This is a genomic window from Pectobacterium nicotianae (genome assembly GCF_023272715.1).
GTDB classification, from domain to species: Bacteria; Pseudomonadota; Gammaproteobacteria; order Enterobacterales; family Enterobacteriaceae; genus Pectobacterium; species Pectobacterium brasiliense.
This window is the reverse complement of record NZ_CP096821.1, coordinates 244,703-265,808: the sequence shown is the minus strand read 5'-3', so window position 1 is coordinate 265,808 and position 21,106 is coordinate 244,703. Positions and strand designations below refer to the sequence as shown.

The following is a 21,106-nucleotide window of genomic DNA, read 5'->3' as shown; positions in this document are numbered from 1 at the left end:
CGCTCCTCTCTTTTCCGCCCTCAGACGCAGGTTTAATCATTCAGTCCTAAACGTTCGCCGGCATAAGAACCATCCTGCACGCTGCGCCACCATTTTTCGTTATTCAGATACCAACTGACGGTTTTTCTCATGCCCGTCTCAAACGTTTCTTCTGGACGCCAGCCCAGTTCACGTTCAATTTTCCCGGCATCGATCGCGTAACGCATGTCGTGGCCAGGGCGGTCTTTCACGTAGGTGATGAGATCGCGGTAATGTTCCACACCAGCAGGCTTATTCGGTGCCAGCTCTTCCAGCAGCGCGCAAATGGTCTGCACGACTTCAATGTTTTTGCGCTCGTTGTGACCACCGATGTTGTACGTCTCGCCGATTTCGCCTTCCGTCACCACTTTGTACAGTGCGCGAGCGTGGTCTTCGACAAACAGCCAGTCACGGATTTGCGCGCCGTCACCGTAAACCGGTAAAGGTTTGCCCGCGACCGCATTCAGAATCACCAGCGGAATCAGCTTCTCTGGGAAATGGTAAGGACCGTAGTTATTCGAGCAGTTGGTGATAACTGTCGGGAACCCGTAGGTGCGCAGCCAGGCGCGAACAAGGTGGTCGCTGGAGGCTTTCGATGCGGAATAAGGGCTGCTTGGCGCATAAGGCGTAGTTTCTGTAAACAGATCGTCCGTCCCATGCAGGTCACCAAACACTTCATCGGTGGAGATATGGTGAAAACGGAATGCGCGCTTGTCCACATCAGCCAGGTTCTGCCAGTAATGACGTGCTGCTTCCAGCATCGTATAGGTACCGACAATATTGGTTTCGATAAATGCCGCCGGGCCATCGATAGAGCGATCGACGTGGCTTTCTGCCGCCAAATGCATCACCAGCGCGGGCTGGTAAGCGGTAAAGACACGGTCCAATTCAGCACGATCGCAGATATCAACCTGCTCAAACGCGAAGCGTGAGCTATCAGCGACGGGTGCCAGCGAAGACAGGTTCCCTGCATAGGTCAGCTTATCGACAACGACGACGCTGTCCTGCGTTTCCGTCAGAATGTATCTGACCAACGCCGAACCAATAAACCCTGCTCCGCCGGTAATTAAAATACGTTTCAACGCCATACTCCTTTGGTATCGATAACCCACTGTTGTTTCAAATCTTCTGGGCTAACCGCTTTAAACTGACGGTGGTCAACCAGCATTACCAGCACATCGGCTTCTTTTAATGCACTGCTGGTATCGACCAGTTTTACCTGCCCGGCCAACACGGACGGCAGGTGTTTGACATTCGGTTCGACGGCTAACGTCACGCCGGTATTCCACTGTGCGATCATGGACGTAATCCCTACTGCTGGGCTTTCACGTAAATCGTCAATATCGGGCTTGAACGCCAGCCCAAAGCAGGCCACCGTGACCTCGCTAGCGCGCTTATCCGTTTGTGCCAGATAATCCGCCACGGCAGCTTTGACGCGATCCACGACCCAGAGTGGCTTGCCATCGTTCACCAGTCTGGCGGTATGAATCAACCGGGCCTGCTGCGGGTTCTGCGCCACGATAAACCAGGGGTCGACCGCAATGCAGTGCCCGCCGACGCCAGGGCCGGGTTGCAGGATATTGACGCGGGGATGACGGTTTGCCAATCGGATAAGTTCCCATACGTTAATGTTTTGTTCGGCACAAATCAGTGAGAGCTCATTGGCGAAAGCAATATTAACGTCGCGGAAGCTGTTTTCCGTCAGCTTGCACATTTCGGCGGTGCGGGAGTTAGTAACCACACACTCACCTTCGAGGAAGATTTTGTACAGTTCGCTCGCGCGAGCAGAGCATACCGAGGTCATGCCGCCAATGACGCGATCGTTTTTAATCAGTTCGACCACGACCTGCCCTGGCAGAACGCGTTCAGGACAATAGGCTATATTGATATCCGCCGTTTCCCCAACCTGCTGCGGAAACGTCAAGTCCGCTCGCGCCTCGGCCAGCCACTCGGCCATTTGTTCGGTTGCACCTACGGGGGATGTCGATTCCAGAATCACCAGATCGCCTTTCTTCAGAACAGGCGCGATGGATGCCGCAGCCGCCTGAACGTAGGCCAGATCGGGTTCGTGATCGCCTTTGAATGGGGTAGGAACGGCGATCAGGAAAGCGTCGGCTGGCACAGGCTTTGTCAGCGCCTGAAGGTAACCATTTTCCACTGCCACTTTGACCAACGCATCCAGATCGGGCTCGACGATATGGATTTCGCCACGATTAATGGTTTCGACCGCCAGTTTGTTCACATCGATACCGATGACTTTTTTCTGGCGCGACGCAAACGCCGCAGCGGTGGGTAAACCGATGTAGCCCAAACCGATTACGGAAATGGTAGTAAAGCTCATAGTGTCACCTGATAATTTTTATGTCGGGCCGTCGCAAGGCGACGTTCAATTTTCGAGCGCTGATGGATGCATTGAGCGGAGATAATGGATAGATCGTAAAGACGCTGTGAATACATCCCTGTACGCTCGGATTGCGCCATCCATGGCGCAAACGCTTTACTCTTCTATCCCATTATCTCCGTTTACACTCTGTCAATCAGCTATTCTCCGCCCGAAAATACACTTAGCGATTTTTTATGTCAGGCTATCCCTGCACGACACCCTTAGGATCGTCGCAAGCGACGTTTAAAATCGCTCCTGGCGATTTTTTAAAGCATCAACGATGCGTTGACAGGCTTGTCCATCGCCATAAGGATTATGGGCGCGACTCATTGCCTGATACGCTTCTTCATCCGTCAACAGCGTAGATACCGCATCGACAATGCTGGTTACTTCTGTCCCTACCAGCTTGACCGTACCGGCTTCCACCGCCTCCGGCCGCTCTGTCGTATCACGCATCACCAATACGGGCTTGCCTAACGACGGCGCTTCTTCCTGAATGCCGCCAGAGTCGGTCAAAATCATGTAAGAACGATTCATCAAATATACGAAAGGCAGATAGTCCTGCGGCGCAATCAGCATCACATTATCAATGCCGCTCAGGATGCGATTCACCGGTTCGCTGACGTTAGGATTCAGGTGAACCGGATACACAATTTGTACTTCAGGGTGTCGACGGGCAATATCTGCCAGCGCGCTGCAAATGCGCTCAAAGCCGCCGCCAAAACTTTCGCGGCGGTGTCCGGTAACCAGAATCAGTTTCTTGTTATCGTCTAAAAAGGCATATTTTTCGTCAAGGCTGCGGCGTAGCGCGGCATCCCCGAGAATACGATCGCGCACCCAGAACAACGCATCAATCACCGTATTACCCGTCACAAAAATATGTCGGTCAGACAGATGCTCACGCAGTAAATTTTGGCGGGAATTTTCCGTTGGGGCGAAATGGTACATCGCCAAATGTCCGGTCAGTTTGCGGTTAGCCTCTTCCGGCCAGGGCGAGTACAGATTGCCAGTACGCAATCCCGCTTCTACATGGCCGACGGGGATACGCTGATAAAAAGCCGCCAGACTGGTTGCCAGTGTCGTGGTGGTATCGCCGTGTACCAACACCAAATCCGGTTTGAACTCCGCCATAACGGGTTCAAGTCCTGATAAAATCCGGCAGGATATCTCACTGAGTCCCTGTCCCGGTCGCATAATATCCAGATCGTAATCCGGCGTAATATCGAACAAACGCAGCACCTGATCCAGCATCTCCCGGTGCTGGGCTGTTACGCAAATTCTCGATTCAAAGGCTCCATCCTGAGCCAGGGCATGAACCAGCGGTGCCATTTTTATGGCTTCCGGCCGGGTGCCGAAAACAGTCAATACTTTCACATTGAATCTCTTTAATCAGGTTAGACGCAGACGCTCGCTGAGCATCAGACGCGAATCAGCAAGCTGGTTAGCGCGGACGGCGAGCCAAGGCAACACCCGCGCCGACGAGCGCACCAATCGCACCCCACATCACCATCAGGAATGCCCGGCGTGGGCTGTCACGCTTCACCGGCTCTTCCGGCGTACGCAAATAACGATACGTCTGGAAACTGGCCTCAAGCGTTGGGCCAACGTTCAGCGTCGCCAACATCGCGCGATTTTGATCGTAATCCAGTTCGTAGTGGGGGCCGCTGGTCTGCAATGTTTCCAGTCGGGCTTGAAGCATCGGCCTGCCAAGCAGGAACATTTCCGATGCGGGGATTTCGTCTGCCGGCGTATCCGTCTGGCTGCGGCTAATACCTTGCTGCTGGGCGATTTTCAACGCCAGCTCAACGCTGCGGACTTCGCGATCGTAAATCGCTTTTGCTACCGCTTCCTGACGCTTGATCTGCGACTTCATGAAGATAGTTCTGGCCGCCCAGGCACCCTTAATTTCTTCATTCAGGTGACTGGCTGCACGCTGGCTGGCAAAAACCACATACTGACGAAGCAACGTGTTGGAATCTTTAGAGTTTTCTGCCACCAGTTTCACGGAATCATTGGTCTTTTTCCCGTCGTCGCGCGGCGTAAACTGAATGTTGTTAACCAATTCATCGAGCAGAGCCGCATCGGCTTTTTCATCGCCTTCCAGACGCTGCTTATAATAGTCGGTCTGCAACCAGAAATCGCGGCGGGTATCGTAAGCCGCTAATTGCATGATGAACTCGTCATAAGCATCGGCCGAAATAGACGGTTGTTCTGGCTGAGGCGCGGAAAAAGAACGGGCGTCGAGGTTACGCAGGAATTGCTGCTGCGAATAATACCCACCCAGCATATTGACCGTCGGCTTGTCGGTAATCGCTGTCGCGCTCCACTCCTGTTTAACAAGATAGGAATAACCCAGTGCCACAACGGCAAAAAGCAGGCCGATTGCTATCGGCCATACCTTTCCACGCCACAGCAGGCGAAATAAACCACGGATATCCAGTTCGTTATCAATCAACGCATTCCCGGTAGACAAGTTCTCTGATTTCATTACTTCCCCAAAATTATTTGGTCAGGATGACTGCTTTTGCTCATCAGAATGCCGCATACGGCGTTTGATTCGCTTGATAAAACGGGCGACCCGCCATGCTCGTTTCAGGCAGTAGCCATACAGCAGAAATGCAAGCAAGAATAATGCCAACATAAACCATTCGGGTATAAAAAAGAAATATTCTCCCAACACACCGACCGCGGCCAACAAGGCGGCAGCAAGCGTAATCAGTACAAACGCCTGACGGGAAGAGAAGCCAGCCCGCATCATTAAATGATGGATATGCTGTCGGTCAGGCGAGAACGGGCTCATCCCTTTGCGCAAGCGTCGATACATAATGGCGATCATATCGATCAGCGGGATAGCGATGATCCACAGTGCCGTAACCGGATTAATCGGATGCTGCGGGCCTTGCGTTGTTTGAATCAGGAGCCAGATGGCCGTGAAGCCAATCATCGTGCTACCGGCATCGCCCATGAACACCTTGTAGCGAGGTCCAAACATGCCGAGGTTAAGCAGAATATAAGGCAACGTCGCCGCAATCATGGCGAAACACCACAATGCCAGATTCGTGTGGCCGCTCAGGTACAGCAAAATCCCCATCGCCCCAAATGAGACGCTGGACAACCCGCCGAGCAATCCATCGATCCCGTCCACCATATTGAACGCATTAATTGCCGCCCAAACCGCAAACAGCGTGACCAGATAGCCAAACGGCCCCAGCCCCATCTGCCACGGACCGAAAATGAATCCCAGGTTATGTATCGTCAAGCCAGCGAAAGCCATCATCACCACGGCAACAAAGGCCTGCACAACGGCACGAATTTTCACGCTGATATCAAAACGATCGTCCAGCATGCCGATAAACACCAGCACACCCGCGCACAGCAGGTAAAGACGGAAGTTGGGAATATATTGATCGGTAATGAAGTAGGTAAAGCAGATACCCGCATACACGGAGATACCACCAACCAGAGGTACAAGACCCCGATGGCGTTTACGGTAGTTGGGACGATCGACAAGCCCTATTTTACCCGCGATGCTGCGAGCAAAAAAAAGAAAGCCCAGAGAAAACAAGAAAATAAATAGTAATTCGGTACTCATAGTGAGTAAGTTCACCGTTAACAGCTGCGCTGTAGCTGTTCAGTATAGACTCGGTTTACGCCTTATATCCTATCGCCCACGTTGATCGCCAGTACAAATTGAGTGATAACCGAGACTTCCTGGTAGAAAGCCCCTTCACATCCGATCAATTAGGGGATAAAAAAACGCCACGACCCAGCGTGGCGTTCCCCGAGTTATCCGTAATGGATGAACGCCCGGATTTATGAACGTTTCATCATATCGAAGAATTCATCGTTGGTTTTCGTCATCGCCAACTTGTTGATGAGGAATTCCATCGCGTCGATCTCACCCATTGGGTGGATGATCTTGCGTAGAATCCACATCTTCTGCAATTCTTCAGAGGTAGTAAGCAGTTCTTCTTTACGCGTACCGGAACGATTGTAGTCAATCGCCGGGAACACGCGTTTTTCTGCGATTTTACGCGCCAGGTGCAGTTCCATATTACCTGTACCTTTAAATTCTTCGTAAATCACTTCGTCCATCTTAGAACCGGTATCAACCAACGCGGTGGCGATGATGGTCAGGCTACCGCCTTCCTCAACGTTACGCGCCGCACCGAAGAAACGCTTCGGACGATGCAGGGCGTTAGCATCCACACCACCAGTCAACACTTTGCCCGAAGCCGGAACCACGGTGTTGTAGGCACGTGCCAGACGGGTAATGGAGTCCAGCAAGATGATAACGTCTTTCTTATGCTCAACCAGACGCTTCGCTTTTTCGATCACCATTTCGGCAACCTGAACGTGACGGGAAGCTGGCTCGTCAAACGTTGACGCCACCACTTCACCTTTCACCAGACGCTGCATCTCGGTAACTTCTTCCGGACGTTCGTCAATCAGCAGCACCATCAGCACACAGTCAGGATGATTGTAAGCGATGCTCTGTGCGATGTTTTGCAGCAGCATGGTTTTACCCGCTTTTGGCGGTGCAACGATCAGACCACGTTGACCACGGCCGATCGGCGAAGCCAGATCCAGCACACGCGCCGTCAGATCTTCTGTCGAACCATTACCCCGCTCCATACGCAGACGAGAGTTTGCGTGCAGCGGCGTTAAGTTTTCGAACAGGATCTTGTTGCGGGCGTTTTCAGGTTTGTCATAGTTGACTTCGTTAACTTTCAGCAGCGCAAAGTAGCGTTCACCTTCTTTCGGCGGACGAATCTTGCCAGAAATGGTGTCACCAGTGCGGAGGTTAAAACGGCGGATTTGGCTGGGAGAAACGTAGATATCATCGGGGCCTGCGAGGTAGGAGCTGTCTGCGGAGCGGAGAAAGCCGAAGCCATCCTGCAATATCTCCAGCACACCATCGCCGAAAATATCCTCGCCGCTTTTGGCATGCTGTTTCAGAATAGCGAAGATAATATCCTGTTTGCGCATGCGGGCCTGGTTTTCCAGTCCCATATTTTCGCCAAGAGTAATTAACTCAGAAACTGGCGTATTCTTTAATTCGGTAAGATTCATAGTGGTGGGTTCTTTAACTCGGGGTAAATCTCGAACTATAACGTGAATGGTATGGCAGGATCATCCGTGCCTCTATAACAGCCTTCAACCACCGGATTCCTGTCTGGTTTCACACCTGAAGCGCATTAAATCCGCGCAAAACAACATCCGCATAAACGATATCCGCATAAATCAACGGCAGGAGATCGAAGACACATAAAACCAATTATTGTAAAACTAGCAGACTGCCCAAATCGGATCACAAACGTGTTGTGAAACAATCGTCTTGTAGAACAATTACCTTGTAAAACAACGATTTTTTCGATTTCGACACAGAATAATGCTTTAGACTCTAACTTTTAGGCTTAAGCCTAAGGGCTTAAACATAGGCAAGTACGATATGCAGTGATGAAGAATCTAACACGCTTCCCGACGAGCGGCAAGCAGTCAATATGAGAATTGCATATTGCCCAATTGCGCCCGCCGGCGACACCCTTTTTAGGGTATCAAGCTAATTACAGGTTCGCCGTCAGGAACTCTTTCAGTTGCCCTTTCGACAGTGCGCCGACTTTCGTCGCAGCGACTTCGCCGTTTTTAAACAGCAGCAGAGTAGGGATACCACGGATACCATATTTCGGCGCAGTAGCCGGATTTTCATCAATATTCAGCTTGGTAACCGTCAGTTTACCTTCAAACTCTTCAGCAATTTCATCCAGAATAGGAGCGATCATTTTGCAAGGACCACACCACTCAGCCCAGAAATCAACCAAGATAGCGCCCTCAGCTTGCAATACTTTCGTGCCGAAGCTGTCATCAGTCAGGTGAATTATTTTATCGCTCATATTTTACTCCGCAGGATTATTTCTACCTTGTTGGTTTAGCATTAACCAACAACGGCTTGACTTTATTTCACCGGATACGCTTTCGTAAAGCAATAGTTAGCTGATATTCTACCACACTATGAGCAAAACACACTTAACTGAACAGAAGTTTTCCGACTTCGCCCTGCACCCGCAGGTTATTGAAGCTCTTGAAAGTAAAGGGTTTCATAACTGTACGCCTATTCAGGCGTTAGCTCTGCCATTGGCTCTGTCAGGGCGTGATGTTGCGGGTCAGGCGCAAACCGGTACCGGCAAGACGCTGGCTTTTCTCGCGTCTACTTTCCATTATCTGCTTTCACACCCTGCAAATGCAGAGCGTCAGACCAATCAGCCACGTGCCTTAATTATGGCACCAACCCGTGAACTGGCTGTCCAGATTCACTCTGATGCAGAAACGCTGTCTCATGCAACTGGGCTAAAATTAGGTTTAGCCTACGGTGGCGACGGCTACGACAAACAGCTTAAAGTGCTGGAAAGCGGCGTTGATATTCTGATCGGCACCACCGGTCGTCTGATCGATTATGCCAAGCAGAACCACATCAATCTGGGCGCGATTCAGGTCGTCGTGCTGGACGAAGCAGATCGCATGTACGATCTCGGCTTCATCAAAGACATTCGCTGGTTATTCCGCCGCATGCCCGCAGCGGCACAGCGCCTGAACATGCTCTTCTCCGCTACGCTCTCCTACCGGGTGCGTGAACTCGCGTTTGAACAGATGAATAACGCCGAGTATGTGGAAGTTGAACCGGAACAGAAAACCGGCCACCGCATTAAAGAAGAACTGTTTTATCCATCCAACGAAGAAAAAATGCGCCTGCTCCAGACACTGCTGGAAGAAGAGTGGCCGGACCGCTGCATTATTTTTGCGAATACCAAGCATCGCTGTGAAGACATCTGGGGCCATCTGGCTGCCGATGGTCATCGCGTTGGACTGCTGACAGGCGACGTCGCACAGAAAAAACGTCTGCGTATTCTGGAAGAATTTACTCAGGGTAATCTGGATATTCTGGTGGCAACGGACGTTGCCGCACGCGGTTTGCATATTCCTTCTGTAACCCACGTTTTTAACTACGATCTGCCAGATGACTGCGAAGACTACGTTCACCGTATTGGCCGTACGGGCCGTGCGGGGCAAAGCGGATTCTCTATCAGTCTGGCCTGTGAAGAGTACGCGCTGAACCTTCCGGCTATCGAAACCTATATCGGTCACGGTATCCCAGTCAGCAAATACAACAGTGACGCGCTGATGAATGATTTACCTGCGCCGAAGCGTTTAACACGTCCACCGCGTTCCAATAATGGCCCGCGCCGACACAATGCGCCACGCCGCAGCGGAGCGCCCCGTAATAACCGTAAACGAGCGGACTAACCGTCGATGCTGAGCTCTTCTTCACTTTACGCTGCCATCGATCTCGGCTCGAACAGCTTCCATATGCTGGTCACCCGGGAAACCGCAGGCAGCATTCAGACGCTGGCGAAAATAAAGCGTAAAGTCCGCCTTGCGGCAGGGCTGGATAAACAGAATCGGCTCTCGCAGGAAGCGATGCAGCGTGGCTGGCAGTGTCTACAGCTGTTCTCCGAACGGTTGCAGGACATTCCGCAGGATCAGGTGCGCGTTGTCGCGACAGCCACCCTGCGACTGGCAACGAACGCTGACGAGTTTCTGCAACGGGCTCAGGAAATTCTGGGCTTGCCGATTCAGGTTATCAGCGGTGAAGAAGAAGCACGCTTGATTTATCAAGGTGTGGCACATACGACAGGCGGCCCGGATGCGCGTCTGGTCGTGGATATTGGCGGTGGCAGTACCGAACTGGCAACGGGAATCGGCGCAAAAACGACTCAGTTGATCAGCCTCCCGATGGGATGCGTAACGTGGCTGGATCGCTATTTCAGTGACCGCAATCTGGAAGCCGGTAACTTTGAACGCGCTGAACAGGCGGCGCGTGAAATGTTGCGCCCTGTCGCGGCCTCTCTGCGTGAGCAAGGCTGGCAAATCTGCGTCGGCGCTTCCGGCACAGTCCAGGCGCTACAGGAAATTATGGTCGCGCAGGGAATGGATGAATACATTACTCTGCCGAAGCTCAGACAGCTTAAAGAGCATGCGATTCAATGCGATAAGCTGGAAGAATTGGAAATTGATGGCCTGACGCTGGAACGTGCGCTGGTTTTCCCCAGCGGATTAGCCATTCTACTGGCGATCTTCCAAGAGCTAGACATCAAAACGATGACGCTGGCCGGAGGCGCGCTGCGTGAAGGACTGGTCTATGGCATGCTGGATCTGCCTGTCGATCAGGATATTCGTCACCGCACGTTAGCAACACTGCAACGCCGTTATCTGCTGGATACCGAACAGGCTAAACGCGTCAGTGCATTGGCGGACAACTTTCTGCAACAGGTTGCCCGTGACTGGCAGTTAGATAATCGAGCTCGTGAGTTACTGCGCAGCGCCTGTCTGGTTCACGAAATCGGTTTGAGCATCGATTTTCGCCAGTCGCCCCAGCATGCAGCCTATTTGATTCGCCATAGCGATCTCCCAGGCTTTACGCCCGCCCAGAAAAAGCTGTTAGCGACACTCCTGCAAAACCAGATTAACCCTGTCGATTTAATGCCGCTCAGTCAGCAAAACGCGCTGCCGGTCAATCAGGCACAGCGCCTGTGCCGCCTGTTGCGTCTGGCGATTATTTTTGCCAGCCGCCGCCGCGATGACACGCTGCCAGCCGTACGTTTACGCGTAGAAGGTGAAACGTTACGCTTGATTCTGCCTGCTGGCTGGCTGGCTCAGCACCCGTTACGGGCAGAAATGCTGGAACAGGAAAGCCGCTGGCAGAGCTACGTACACTGGCCGCTGATGCTGGAAGAAACCACAGCTTAACGGATATATAGGGGAGAACTACTCCCCTTTTGCTTTCGCTAACATCGCCCGAATATTAGCGACATTCGTCTGACCTTTCTGCATACGCTCTTGTGCGCTCACCACTTTTCTTTCCGTTTCCCACACCACATCATCTTGCGGCAGTTCAAGCAGGAAACGACTCGGCTCAGGGCGCACCAACTCGCCATACTGGCGGCGTTCTTTGCACAATGTGAAGAACAGTTCGCGCTGAGCACGCGTAATCCCCACGTATGCCAGACGACGCTCTTCGTCGACGTTATCTTCATCAATGCTGCTCTGGTGCGGCAACAGACCTTCTTCCATCCCAACTAAAAAGACGTACGGGAATTCCAAGCCTTTGGACGCATGTAGCGTCATTAGCTGAACCTGATCCAGTTCCTCTTCACTCTCTCCCCGTTCCATCATGTCCCGCAGCGTGAAGCGCGTTACGACCTGCGTTAGCGTCATCGGCTCATCCAGATCGGACCCTTCCAGCATTTCCGTCATCCAGCTGAATAGCTGATTGACGTTCTTCATCCGCATTTCTGCGGCTTTTGGGCTCGGCGAGGTTTCATACAGCCAGCTTTCGTAGTCCAGCCCATGAATCAGGTCGCGCACGGCGACGACCGGTTCACGCTCTGCCAGACGGGCGATTTCCGCCAGCCACTGGGTAAACCGTTGCAGGGACTCCAGCCCACGACCGGTCAGCGTCTGGCTCAGCCCAAGATCAAAACTCGCGCTGAACAGACCTTTATTGCGCTGCCCTGCCCACTCGCCCAGTTTCTTCATCGTCGCCGGGCCAATTTCACGCTTGGGCGTGTTCACAATACGTAAGAACGCGCTGTCATCGTCTGGGTTGGTCAGTACGCGCAGATAAGCCAGTAAATCTTTGATTTCAGGTCGGGAAAAAAACGACGTGCCGCCGGAGATACGATACGGAATACGGTTCTGCATCAACATCTTTTCAAACAGACGCGATTGATGGTTGCCACGATACAAAATGGCATAGTCGCCGTACTGGGTCTTTTTAATAAAGTGATGGGCAATCAGCTCACCAACGACCCGCTCCGCTTCGTGATCTTCATTGTTGGCGGTAATCACTTTGAGTTCATCACCGTAACCCAGCTCCGAGAACAGACGCTTTTCAAAAACGTGCGGGTTATTAGCGATGAGAATATTGGCGGCTTTCAGAATGCGCCCGGACGAGCGGTAGTTTTGTTCCAGCTTGATCACGTCAAGCGCGGGGAAATCCTGCTGTAGCAACACCAGATTCTGCGGTCGCGCACCACGCCAGGAGTAAATAGACTGATCGTCATCACCTACGACGGTAAAACGCGCGCGGGTGCCTACCAGCAGCTTAACCAGCTCATACTGGCTGGTGTTGGTGTCCTGATATTCATCCACCAGCAGGTAGCGTAAGCGGTTCTGCCAGCGTTCACGCACCTCCGCGTTCTGCTTCAGCAACAGCGTGGGCAGCAAAATCAGATCGTCGAAGTCCAGTACGTTACAGGCGCGCAGATGGTCGTGATAGAGCGAGTAGCAATGCACAAACAGCTTGTCGCGTTCGGAGCGAGCGGTTGCTGCCGCACCGGCAGGATCGATCAGATCGTTTTTCCAGTTTGAGATCGTCGAGATCAGCTGTTGCAGCAGAACCTTATCGTTTTCCAGCCACTGTTCCGTCAGCTCTTTCAGCAATGCCATCTGGTCCTGATCGTCAAACAGGGAGAAATTAGATTTCATGCCCAACGCGACGTATTCACGTTTGATGATCTCCAGCCCCAGCGTATGGAAGGTCGCGATCATCAACCCACGCGTTTCTTTACGCCCCAGCGTTTGCGACACACGCTCCTTCATCTCTCGCGCCGCTTTGTTGGTAAACGTCACGGCGGCAATGTGCTTAGCCTGATAGCCACACTGGCGGATAAGGTGCGCGATTTTGTTGGTGATAACGCGGGTCTTGCCTGAACCTGCGCCCGCCAGCACCAGACAAGGTCCGGTGACGAATTCGACGGCGTGTTGTTGGCTGGGGTTTAAGCGCATAACGATCTTGCTCACTCATAAAACGGAAGGCGATTGTAGCAGAAAGCCGTATCGATCTTGACCAGGGATTTGTTATTAAGGAAAGCACATCGCAGTCCACATCTTGCGTTGCAAATGTTACATTGCGCGCCGGAATCTCTTTTGCAAAAAAGGTAATAACATGGCAAATACCGCAGCAGCCCTACACATCCTGGTAGACACTGAGCAGGAAGCTACTGAAATTCTTGCGCAACTGGAAAAAGGTGCAGACTTCCAGAAACTGGCACAGAAGCACTCGACCTGCCCGTCAAAACGCAACGGCGGCGATTTAGGTGAATTTCGTAAAGGCGACATGGTGCCAGCATTCGATAAGGCGGTGTTTTCCTGCGAATTGCTGAAGCCGTTTGGTCCGGTGAAAACCCAGTTTGGTTACCACGTAATCAAGGTGCTTTATCGCAATTAAGTTGTATCGCAATGAAGTCGCCACGCCGACACCCCCGAACATGAAAAACGCGCCGACCTTCTGGTTTGGCGCGTTTTTTCTATTAAATGCCTTATTAGCCTATCGTCATCAGGCTGGCATTGCCGCCTGCGGCGGCGGTATTGATACTCAGAGAACGTTCGGTCAACAGACGCTCCAACTGAACGTGGGTATCGCCCTGCGCATAGCCTAACGGCTGGATAATCGGGCCATCGCGCTCTGCAAGCGCCTCACTCAGTTGCCGTAACCGATCGGCGTCCCCATGATAAATGACACCATGAAAAGACACGTCTTGCCGCTGCCAGTCAGGCGTGAACTGAATATGCGACTGCACGCCGGCGGGTAAACGGCCGTAAAGCGTTTTCTCCCGCTCGCCTTCCAGCCACAGCAACTCTCCGCCCGTTGCCAGCACCGCCGCCGTCTGAATCAAGCGATCGTCCTCATTATCCGCCAGACACAGAATCCGCTCACGCGGCAGCAGCGTATAGGAATTACTTTCCCCTGTCGGGCCGGGCAACAGCCGCGTTGTCCCGCTGACGCTATATTCTCTATAGCGCTGGCATAACGTCGCTAGCCCGTGACGCTCTCCAGTAATCGCCCAGTCTTCCAGCGCCTGTAGCCCCGCCAGCAGCGCCTGCTCACGGTTCTGCTGTGCAAATTCTGCCGCAAGCGCATCGTCCGGCCGATGTGCCAGCAAACGGTAGAGATAAAGCGGTCCGCCTGCCTTTGGTCCGGTTCCTGATAAGCCTTCCCCGCCAAACGGTTGAACACCGACAACGGCACCGACCATATTGCGGTTCACATATTGATTACCCACCTTCGCCTTGCCCGTCACACGCAGGATAGTTTCATCAATGCGGGTATGCACACCCAGCGTCAGACCGTATCCCGCCGCGTTGATCTGCGCAATCACTGCATCCAACTGCTGGCTTTGATAGCGAACTACGTGTAAAACTGGACCAAAAACTTCTTTTTTCAGCTCGTCTATCTTGCCCAGCTCTATCAGGGTCGGTTTCACAAACGTCCCGTGCCGCCACGTCTCCTCATCCTGCGGATACGCTGCCTGAAATACCGTATGGCCTTTCGCCCGCATCGTCTGGATATGCAGCTCCACGTTCTCTTTCGCTTCCGCGTCAATCAGCGGACCGATGTCGGTCGATAACCGCTCAGGATTGCCCATTCGACACTCCGCCATCGCGCCACGCAGCATAGCCAGAGTGCGATCCGCAATATCCTCTTGCAGGCACAACAGGCGCAGCGCAGAGCAACGCTGTCCGGCGCTGTCGAACGCAGAGGCGATAACGTCATTCACCACCTGCTCCGTCAGCGCAGACGAATCGACAATCATCGCATTCAGTCCACCCGTTTCGGCAATCAGCGGCGTCAAACGCCCCTGTGGATCGAGCCTGCCCGCGATGCTGCGTTGCAGGGTTTTGGCAACGGCCGTCGATCCGGTAAACACCACGCCGCGTACCCGTTCATCGCTGACCAACGCGGCACCAATCGTTTCTCCCCGTCCGGGCAGCAGTTGCAGCACACCCAGAGGAATGCCCGCCTCATGCAAAATACGCACCGCCTGTGCCGCAACCAGCGGCGTCTGTTCAGCCGGTTTTGCCAGCACGCTGTTTCCTGCCGCCAGTGCGGCAGAAATTTGACCGGTGAAGATCGCCAGCGGGAAATTCCACGGGCTGATACAAACCACTGGCCCCAGCGGACGATGGGTATCATTGGTGAATGAATCCCGAACCTGTCCCGCGTAATAGCGTAAGAAGTCCACCGCTTCGCGCACTTCCGCAATCGCGTTACTGAAGGATTTACCCGCTTCCCGCACCAGCAGTCCCAGCAGACTTTGCAACTGCCCTTCCATCAGCGAGGCGGCCTGATTCAATATCGCGGCCCGCTCTGCGGGTGGCGTCGCAAACCAAATGGTGCCAGCATGTACTGCGGCATCTACCGCCTGCTCAACATCCGCCACCGAGGCATCGAGAACGTAGCCCACCACATCGTGCATATCTGCGGGATTCACGACAGGTCTTTCTTCACTTGCATCGCTTTCCCCCTCAATCATTGGCGCGGCATACCACGGCTGTGATGCATGATTCAGCAACGCGCTGGAGAGCGAGGCCAGCCGGTGCTCGTTCGAGAGATCCAGTCCGCTCGAATTTTGCCGTTCCCGCCCATATAGCTGACGTGGCAAGGGAATCTTGGGATGCGGCGCGCCCATGCTCCATTCCACTTTTGCCAGCGCCTCTACGCCACGAATCGGATCGGCAATCAGCGTTTCCAGCGCCATTGAGGTATCCGCAATGCGGTTAACAAACGAGGTATTCGCGCCGTTTTCCAGCAGGCGTCGCACCAGATAAGCCAACAGCGTTTCATGGGTTCCGACCGGAGCATAAATACGGCACGGCCGGCTCAGTTTTCCATCAGCAACCGCGCCCACCACCTGATCGTAAAGCGGTTCCCCCATGCCATGCAAACACTGGAATTCATACTGTCCAGGATAATAATTGTGGCCCGCCATGTGGTAGATCGCGCTTAACGTCTGCGCATTGTGCGTGGCAAACTGCGGGTAAATCAGATTCGGTACGGCCAACAGCTTCCGAGCGCACGCCAGATACGACACATCGGTATAAACCTTACGCGTGTAGACTGGATAACCTTCCAGCCCGTCAACCTGCGCGCGCTTGATTTCACTGTCCCAGTACGCCCCTTTCACCAGACGAACCATCAGCCGCCGACGGCTGCGCTGCGCCAGCTCAATCAGCGCATCAATCACATACGGGCAGCGTTTCTGATAAGCCTGAATGACAAACCCAACGCCGTTCCACCCCGCCAACTGCGGCTCCATGCAGAGTTTTTCCAGCAGATCGAGCGAGATCTCCAATCGATCGGCTTCCTCCGCGTCAATATTGATCCCGATATCGTACTGACGCGCCAGCAGCGTCAGCATCAACAAACGCGGATACAGTTCCTCCATCACGCGATCATACTGCGACCGGCTATAGCGGGGATGCAGCGCCGACAGCTTGATGGAGATGCCCGGCCCTTCGTAAATCCCGCGCCCGTTCGAGGCTTTGCCGATAGCATGAATCGCCTGTTGATAGGCCGACAGATACGCGGCAGCATCATGTTCCGTCAGCGCGGCTTCACCTAACATGTCGTAAGAGTAACGGAAGCCTTTATTCTCCCGTTCACGGGCATTCGCCAGCGCTTCGCCAATGGTTTCCCCAGTGACAAACTGCTCCCCCATCAGCCGCATAGCCATATCGACACCTTTGCGGACAAGCGGCTCACCGCTTTTCCCAATGATGCGGTTCAGCGAATTCGAGAGGTTCACTTCGTTGTGCGTCGCCACCAGCTTTCCGGTAAACAGCAGCCCCCAGGTTGCAGCATTCACAAAGAGCGACGGGCTATGACCAAGATGCGCCTGCCAATTTCCCCGACTGATCTTGTCGCGGATCAGCGCATCACGCGTGGATTTATCGGGAATACGCAGCAGCGCTTCGGCTAAGCACATCAGCGCCACCCCTTCCTGAGAAGAAAGTGAGAATTCCTGTAGCAGCCCTTGCACAATGCCCGCACGCCCATTTCCGGCTTTCTGGCCGCGTAATTTCTCTGCCAGTTGATAAGCCAGTTTCTGCGTTAACTGCGACATTTCATCGGTAAGTCTTGCTTGTTCCAGCAAGATAGGCACCAGTTCACTTTCGGGGCGGCGGTAAACAGAAGTGATGGCGGCGCGGATAACGGACTGCGGAAGAATGTGCTCGGCGAAATCAAGAAAGGGTAGGTGGGTTTCTTCTTCCTGAGATTGCGGCATAATCTCTTCCGCTTCAATGTGGCTGACATTCGCCCATTGCGGTGTTTCAGGAGTGTCGAGGCCGCTTTCGAGGCGTTCGAGGTAATGGAAAATAGCCTGTTTGATCAGCCAGTGCGGTGTACGATCAATACGCTGGGCTGCCGCCTTGATACGTTCGCGCGTTTCCTCATCGAGTTTTACACCCATCGTGGTAGAGCCCATAGAGTCCACTCCTATAATGAGAAGATGCACATCGGGATAACGTCAATATCAACCATGTTGCAACTTTGTGCAACCTTGTTAACAAATGGATCGGTTGCAGCCCATCATCACCGTCAGACCTCGTTCCGGCCTGAGTGATTACTATAAAACACAGCGTCGCCGCGACAGCGGCACGAAAAATAATGTGGAGAGTTGAATGACAATAAGCACACCTATGCTGGTGACGTTTCTATTGTATATTTTCGGGATGGTTCTCATCGGCCTGTTCGCCTATCGCGCGACGAATAACTTTGGCGATTACATTCTGGGCGGACGCCGGATGGGAAGCGTGGTGACAGCACTGTCGGCTGGCGCTTCCGATATGAGTGGCTGGCTGCTCATGGGATTACCGGGCGCTATTTTCATTGCCGGGATTTCTAAAAGCTGGATCGCTATCGGCCTGACGTTAGGCGCGTATCTGAACTGGAAATGGGTCGCCGGACGCCTGCGCGTACACACTGAGGTAAACCACAACGCGCTCACCCTGCCTGACTATTTCACCCACCGCTTTGAAGATAACAGTAAATTACTGCGTGTGATTTCCGCGTTAGTGATCCTGATTTTCTTCACGATCTATTGTGCATCCGGCGTAGTTGCGGGGGCGCGCCTGTTTGAAAGTACCTTCGGTATGAGTTACGGCACCGCGTTGTGGGCCGGTGCAGCAGCCACCATCGCCTATACCTTCATCGGCGGCTTTCTGGCCGTAAGCTGGACGGACACCGTTCAGGCCAGCCTGATGATTTTCGCCCTGATTCTGACGCCAGTAATCGTCATCCTGTCTCTTGGAGGAATTGATAGCTCACTGATGGTGATTGAAGCGAAAAATCCGGCCAACCTGGACATGTTCCGAGGGCTGAATTTTGTCGCTATCCTCTCGCTGATGGGCTGGGGTCTGGGCTATTTCGGTCAGCCTCATATTCTGGCGCGCTTTATGGCTGCAGATTCACATCACACGATCCACAGCGCACGCCGCATCAGTATGACCTGGATGATTCTTTGTCTGGCTGGTGCCGTGACGGTAGGCTTCTTCGGCATTGCTTACTTCCACAACAACCCGGATCAGGCAGGTAACGTGACGCAAAACAGCGAACGCGTCTTTATCGAGCTGTCGATGCTGCTGTTCAATCCATGGATTGCCGGGGTGCTGCTGTCTGCGATTCTTGCCGCCGTGATGAGTACGCTAAGCTGCCAGTTGCTGGTGTGTTCCAGCGCCATCACCGAAGATTTATACAAACCCTTCCTGCGCAAAAATGCCAGCCAGCAAGAGCTGGTGTGGGTGGGACGCGCGATGGTGCTGTTAGTGGCTATCATCTCCATCGCGCTGGCGTTTAATCCTGAAAACCGCGTGCTGGGTCTGGTGAGCTATGCCTGGGCTGGGTTCGGTGCCGCATTCGGACCGGTGATTTTGATTTCCCTGCTGTGGCCGCGCATGACGCGCAACGGCGCCCTGTTCGGCATGATCGTGGGCGCAACAACCGTGCTGATCTGGGAACACTACGCTTGGCTGGGCCTGTATGAAATCATCCCAGGTTTCATCTTCAACAGCCTGACCATTTTTATCGTCAGCCTGCTGGGTAAAGCGCCATCAAAAGCGATTACCGATCGCTTCAATCAGGCGGAAGAAAAATATAAGTCTGTTTGATAAAACACGCCCGTGGCATCGTTCGCAGCGCCACGGGCTTATCTTTACCCGAAAGTTGCTCTGACTGCATCGACGAAGGTTTTAATTTTAACTGCCGACCGCCGTCCCATCGGGACCATAACATGAACCGGGCGGGCAGGGCCGTTATAGTCAGATAGCACCTGAACCAGTCGTCCACGGTCAATTTCCTTACGTAGCACGACCTCCGGCCCCAGCGTAATACCATATCCCTCTATCGCTGCATGCAGCAACGCGTTCCAATCATTAGCAAAAAGCCTACCCTGTGGCCTGATTTCTTCGGACTTACCGTCTTTCTGGAATACCCAGCGGCAAGACGTCGCGGCGGTGCGTAAGCCATAAATCAGGCACGCGTGGCGTGCGAGACTTGCTGGCGTCTCTGGCACGCCTTCACGCGCCAGATAGTCAGGCGATGCACAGGCAATCAACGAGTAAGACTGAAGCGGCCAAGCCACCATCGAACTATCCGCCAATTCACCGATACGAATGATGACTTCAAACCCCTCTTCTATCGGGTCGACCAGACGGTCATTCAGCGTTAGCGCAATTTGCGTGTCAGGGTAGCGTGCGAGATAGTGCGTGATAAACGGCGCAAGTAGATGCGATCCCCAGGTAACCGGTGCGTTAACCTGAATAATTCCCGAAGGTGTCACCTGCATTTCGCGGGCGACTGCGTCAGCATCCTCTGCCTCGGCAAGAACAACCTTGCAGCGCTCATAATAACGCACACCAATATCCGTCAGGCTTTGCCTCCGCGTCGTACGATTCAGCAACCGAACACCAAGCCTCGTTTCAAGCCATGCCACCTGCTTCGCCACCATCTGTGGAGATATGCCTAACGCTTCTGCGGCGGCGGCAAAAGACCCTAACTCCGATGCTTTAACAAAGACACTCATACTGGTCAGCCGGTCCATAATTCGCTCATATTTATTGTTTGTTTACTTTTAAAATCACAATTTATCTTCAAATTGTAGGTAATTAAGATTCTTTTCTCAAAAGCATTAAGGAGAAGAAGATGAATATCGGCATTATTGGTGCAGGCTTTGTTGGACGGGCGATCGCTAAATTAGCACTCCAGAACGGTCATCAGGTCATGCTCAGTAACTCACGCGATCCCCAATCACTTTTCAGCCTCCGTCCTATGATCGGCTGCGACATCGGAACCGCCACTCAAGCCGCGCAATTTGGTGACATTGTGGTTATCGCAATTCCCTTTACCGCCATCGATAAGCTTCCTGAACCGGTTTTACGGGGAAAATCCGTCATCGATACCGTCAATTACTATACCGAGCGAGATGGTAAGGTCACCGCACTGGATACGCGCAGTACCACCACCAGCGAGCTACTGGCGCGTTATTTACCAGGCGCCAGGATCACCAAAGCGTTCAATGCAATCCCTATGACGCAGCTTGAAAGCGATGGGCTCCCGACAGGCTCAGCCCATCGCCGGGCGCTACCGCTTGCAGGTGATGATGAGCAGGAAAAAGCCATTGTAGCTGGGCTCTATGATGCATTCGGATTTGATGTTGTCGATGCGGGAAAGTTGTCTGAAGGATGGCGCTTTGAAAGGGGAATGCCGTCTTATTGTGTTCGTATGACAACGGCAGAATTAACCACGGCGCTGACGCTTGCCTCACGCGACATACCGACGGTACACGACGTAAATAACGCAAGATAAAG

Annotated in this window: 15 protein-coding genes; 5 read left to right on the top strand and 10 right to left on the bottom strand. The window is 53.2% G+C overall.

Features of this window, described 5'->3' with window-relative positions; genetic code table 11:
* Positions 1 to 32: 32 nt before the first annotated feature.
* The 7 genes from rffG to trxA form a co-directional block, all read right to left on the bottom strand.
* Positions 33 to 1,106, bottom strand: coding sequence for a dTDP-glucose 4,6-dehydratase (gene rffG / locus MYB54_RS01135; RefSeq protein ID WP_200879528.1), 1,074 nt, complete (start codon positions 1,104 to 1,106; stop codon positions 33 to 35).
* Complete coding sequence (wecC, locus tag MYB54_RS01130) at positions 1,097 to 2,359, bottom strand: UDP-N-acetyl-D-mannosamine dehydrogenase (RefSeq protein WP_248721400.1); 1,263 nt, start codon at positions 2,357 to 2,359, stop codon at positions 1,097 to 1,099. Before wecC ends, rffG begins: the two co-directional genes overlap by 10 nt.
* A gap of 285 nt (positions 2,360 to 2,644) precedes the next feature.
* A complete protein-coding gene (gene wecB / locus MYB54_RS01125) occupies positions 2,645 to 3,775 on the bottom strand; it encodes a non-hydrolyzing UDP-N-acetylglucosamine 2-epimerase (RefSeq protein ID WP_039498155.1) in 1,131 nt (376 codons plus the stop codon).
* Positions 3,776 to 3,842: 67 nt separating this feature from the next.
* Positions 3,843 to 4,889 carry an ECA polysaccharide chain length modulation protein gene (gene wzzE, locus MYB54_RS01120; protein WP_205594759.1) on the bottom strand — a complete coding sequence of 349 codons (1,047 nt, stop codon included), beginning with the start codon at positions 4,887 to 4,889 and terminating at the stop codon, positions 3,843 to 3,845.
* 21 nt (positions 4,890 to 4,910) lie between these two features.
* Positions 4,911 to 6,008 carry a UDP-N-acetylglucosamine--undecaprenyl-phosphate N-acetylglucosaminephosphotransferase gene (gene wecA, locus MYB54_RS01115; protein WP_094370123.1) on the bottom strand — a complete coding sequence of 366 codons (1,098 nt, stop codon included), beginning with the start codon at positions 6,006 to 6,008 and terminating at the stop codon, positions 4,911 to 4,913.
* A gap of 206 nt (positions 6,009 to 6,214) precedes the next feature.
* Complete coding sequence (gene rho / locus MYB54_RS01110) at positions 6,215 to 7,474, bottom strand: transcription termination factor Rho (RefSeq protein WP_010283881.1); 1,260 nt, start codon at positions 7,472 to 7,474, stop codon at positions 6,215 to 6,217.
* A 494-nt stretch (positions 7,475 to 7,968) separates the two neighbouring features.
* Positions 7,969 to 8,295, bottom strand: a complete 327-nt coding sequence (gene trxA, locus MYB54_RS01105; protein ID WP_010283883.1) for a thioredoxin TrxA — start codon at positions 8,293 to 8,295, stop codon at positions 7,969 to 7,971.
* Positions 8,296 to 8,413: 118 nt separating this feature from the next.
* Here trxA and rhlB point away from each other — a divergent pair, with 118 nt between their 5' ends.
* Together rhlB and ppx are read left to right on the top strand one after the other, a co-directional pair.
* A complete protein-coding gene (gene rhlB / locus MYB54_RS01100; RefSeq protein WP_039311655.1) occupies positions 8,414 to 9,703 on the top strand; it encodes an ATP-dependent RNA helicase RhlB in 1,290 nt (429 codons plus the stop codon).
* A gap of 6 nt (positions 9,704 to 9,709) precedes the next feature.
* A complete protein-coding gene (ppx, locus tag MYB54_RS01095; RefSeq protein ID WP_205565092.1) occupies positions 9,710 to 11,206 on the top strand; it encodes an exopolyphosphatase in 1,497 nt (498 codons plus the stop codon).
* An 18-nt stretch (positions 11,207 to 11,224) separates the two neighbouring features.
* Here ppx and rep read toward each other — a convergent pair whose 3' ends face one another.
* Positions 11,225 to 13,246 carry a DNA helicase Rep gene (gene rep, locus MYB54_RS01090; protein ID WP_248721399.1) on the bottom strand — a complete coding sequence of 674 codons (2,022 nt, stop codon included), beginning with the start codon at positions 13,244 to 13,246 and terminating at the stop codon, positions 11,225 to 11,227.
* 160 nt (positions 13,247 to 13,406) lie between these two features.
* On the opposite strand from rep, the gene ppiC reads away from it, so the two are divergent.
* Positions 13,407 to 13,688, top strand: coding sequence for a peptidylprolyl isomerase PpiC (ppiC, locus tag MYB54_RS01085; protein ID WP_039277727.1), 282 nt, complete (start codon positions 13,407 to 13,409; stop codon positions 13,686 to 13,688).
* 94 nt (positions 13,689 to 13,782) lie between these two features.
* Here the strand turns inward: ppiC and putA are convergent, their stop codons facing one another.
* On the bottom strand, positions 13,783 to 17,727 hold the full coding sequence (gene putA, locus MYB54_RS01080) for a trifunctional transcriptional regulator/proline dehydrogenase/L-glutamate gamma-semialdehyde dehydrogenase (protein WP_248721398.1): 3,945 nt from the start codon (positions 17,725 to 17,727) through the stop codon (positions 13,783 to 13,785).
* Between the two features lie 196 nt (positions 17,728 to 17,923).
* Here putA and putP point away from each other — a divergent pair, with 196 nt between their 5' ends.
* Positions 17,924 to 19,408: a sodium/proline symporter PutP gene (putP, locus tag MYB54_RS01075; protein ID WP_039504671.1), complete on the top strand. Its 1,485-nt coding sequence runs from the start codon at positions 17,924 to 17,926 to the stop codon at positions 19,406 to 19,408.
* 44 nt (positions 19,409 to 19,452) lie between these two features.
* Here the strand turns inward: putP and MYB54_RS01070 are convergent, their stop codons facing one another.
* A complete protein-coding gene (locus MYB54_RS01070; RefSeq protein WP_104212886.1) occupies positions 19,453 to 20,340 on the bottom strand; it encodes a LysR family transcriptional regulator in 888 nt (295 codons plus the stop codon).
* Between the two features lie 101 nt (positions 20,341 to 20,441).
* Here MYB54_RS01070 and MYB54_RS01065 point away from each other — a divergent pair, with 101 nt between their 5' ends.
* Positions 20,442 to 21,104 (top strand): NADPH-dependent F420 reductase, encoded by a 663-nt coding sequence (locus MYB54_RS01065; protein WP_248721397.1) that lies wholly within the window; start codon positions 20,442 to 20,444, stop codon positions 21,102 to 21,104.
* Positions 21,105 to 21,106 lie beyond the last annotated feature (2 nt).

Excerpts from the sequence above, each read along its gene's own strand:
- trxA (WP_010283883.1), bottom strand. The coding sequence starts at position 8,295 with ATGAGCGATAAAATAATTCACCTGACTGATGACAGCTTCGGCACGAAA.
- wzzE (WP_205594759.1), bottom strand. The coding sequence starts at position 4,889 with ATGAAATCAGAGAACTTGTCTACCGGGAATGCGTTGATTGATAACGAA.
- rep (WP_248721399.1), bottom strand. The coding sequence starts at position 13,246 with ATGCGCTTAAACCCCAGCCAACAACACGCCGTCGAATTCGTCACCGGA.
- ppiC (WP_039277727.1), top strand. The coding sequence starts at position 13,407 with ATGGCAAATACCGCAGCAGCCCTACACATCCTGGTAGACACTGAGCAG.
- MYB54_RS01070 (WP_104212886.1), bottom strand. The coding sequence starts at position 20,340 with ATGGACCGGCTGACCAGTATGAGTGTCTTTGTTAAAGCATCGGAGTTA.
- putA (WP_248721398.1), bottom strand. The coding sequence starts at position 17,727 with ATGGGCTCTACCACGATGGGTGTAAAACTCGATGAGGAAACGCGCGAA.
- ppx (WP_205565092.1), top strand. The coding sequence starts at position 9,710 with ATGCTGAGCTCTTCTTCACTTTACGCTGCCATCGATCTCGGCTCGAAC.
- putP (WP_039504671.1), top strand. The coding sequence starts at position 17,924 with ATGACAATAAGCACACCTATGCTGGTGACGTTTCTATTGTATATTTTC.
- rffG (WP_200879528.1), bottom strand. The coding sequence starts at position 1,106 with ATGGCGTTGAAACGTATTTTAATTACCGGCGGAGCAGGGTTTATTGGT.
- rhlB (WP_039311655.1), top strand. The coding sequence starts at position 8,414 with ATGAGCAAAACACACTTAACTGAACAGAAGTTTTCCGACTTCGCCCTG.
- rho (WP_010283881.1), bottom strand. The coding sequence starts at position 7,474 with ATGAATCTTACCGAATTAAAGAATACGCCAGTTTCTGAGTTAATTACT.
- MYB54_RS01065 (WP_248721397.1), top strand. The coding sequence starts at position 20,442 with ATGAATATCGGCATTATTGGTGCAGGCTTTGTTGGACGGGCGATCGCT.
- wecC (WP_248721400.1), bottom strand. The coding sequence starts at position 2,359 with ATGAGCTTTACTACCATTTCCGTAATCGGTTTGGGCTACATCGGTTTA.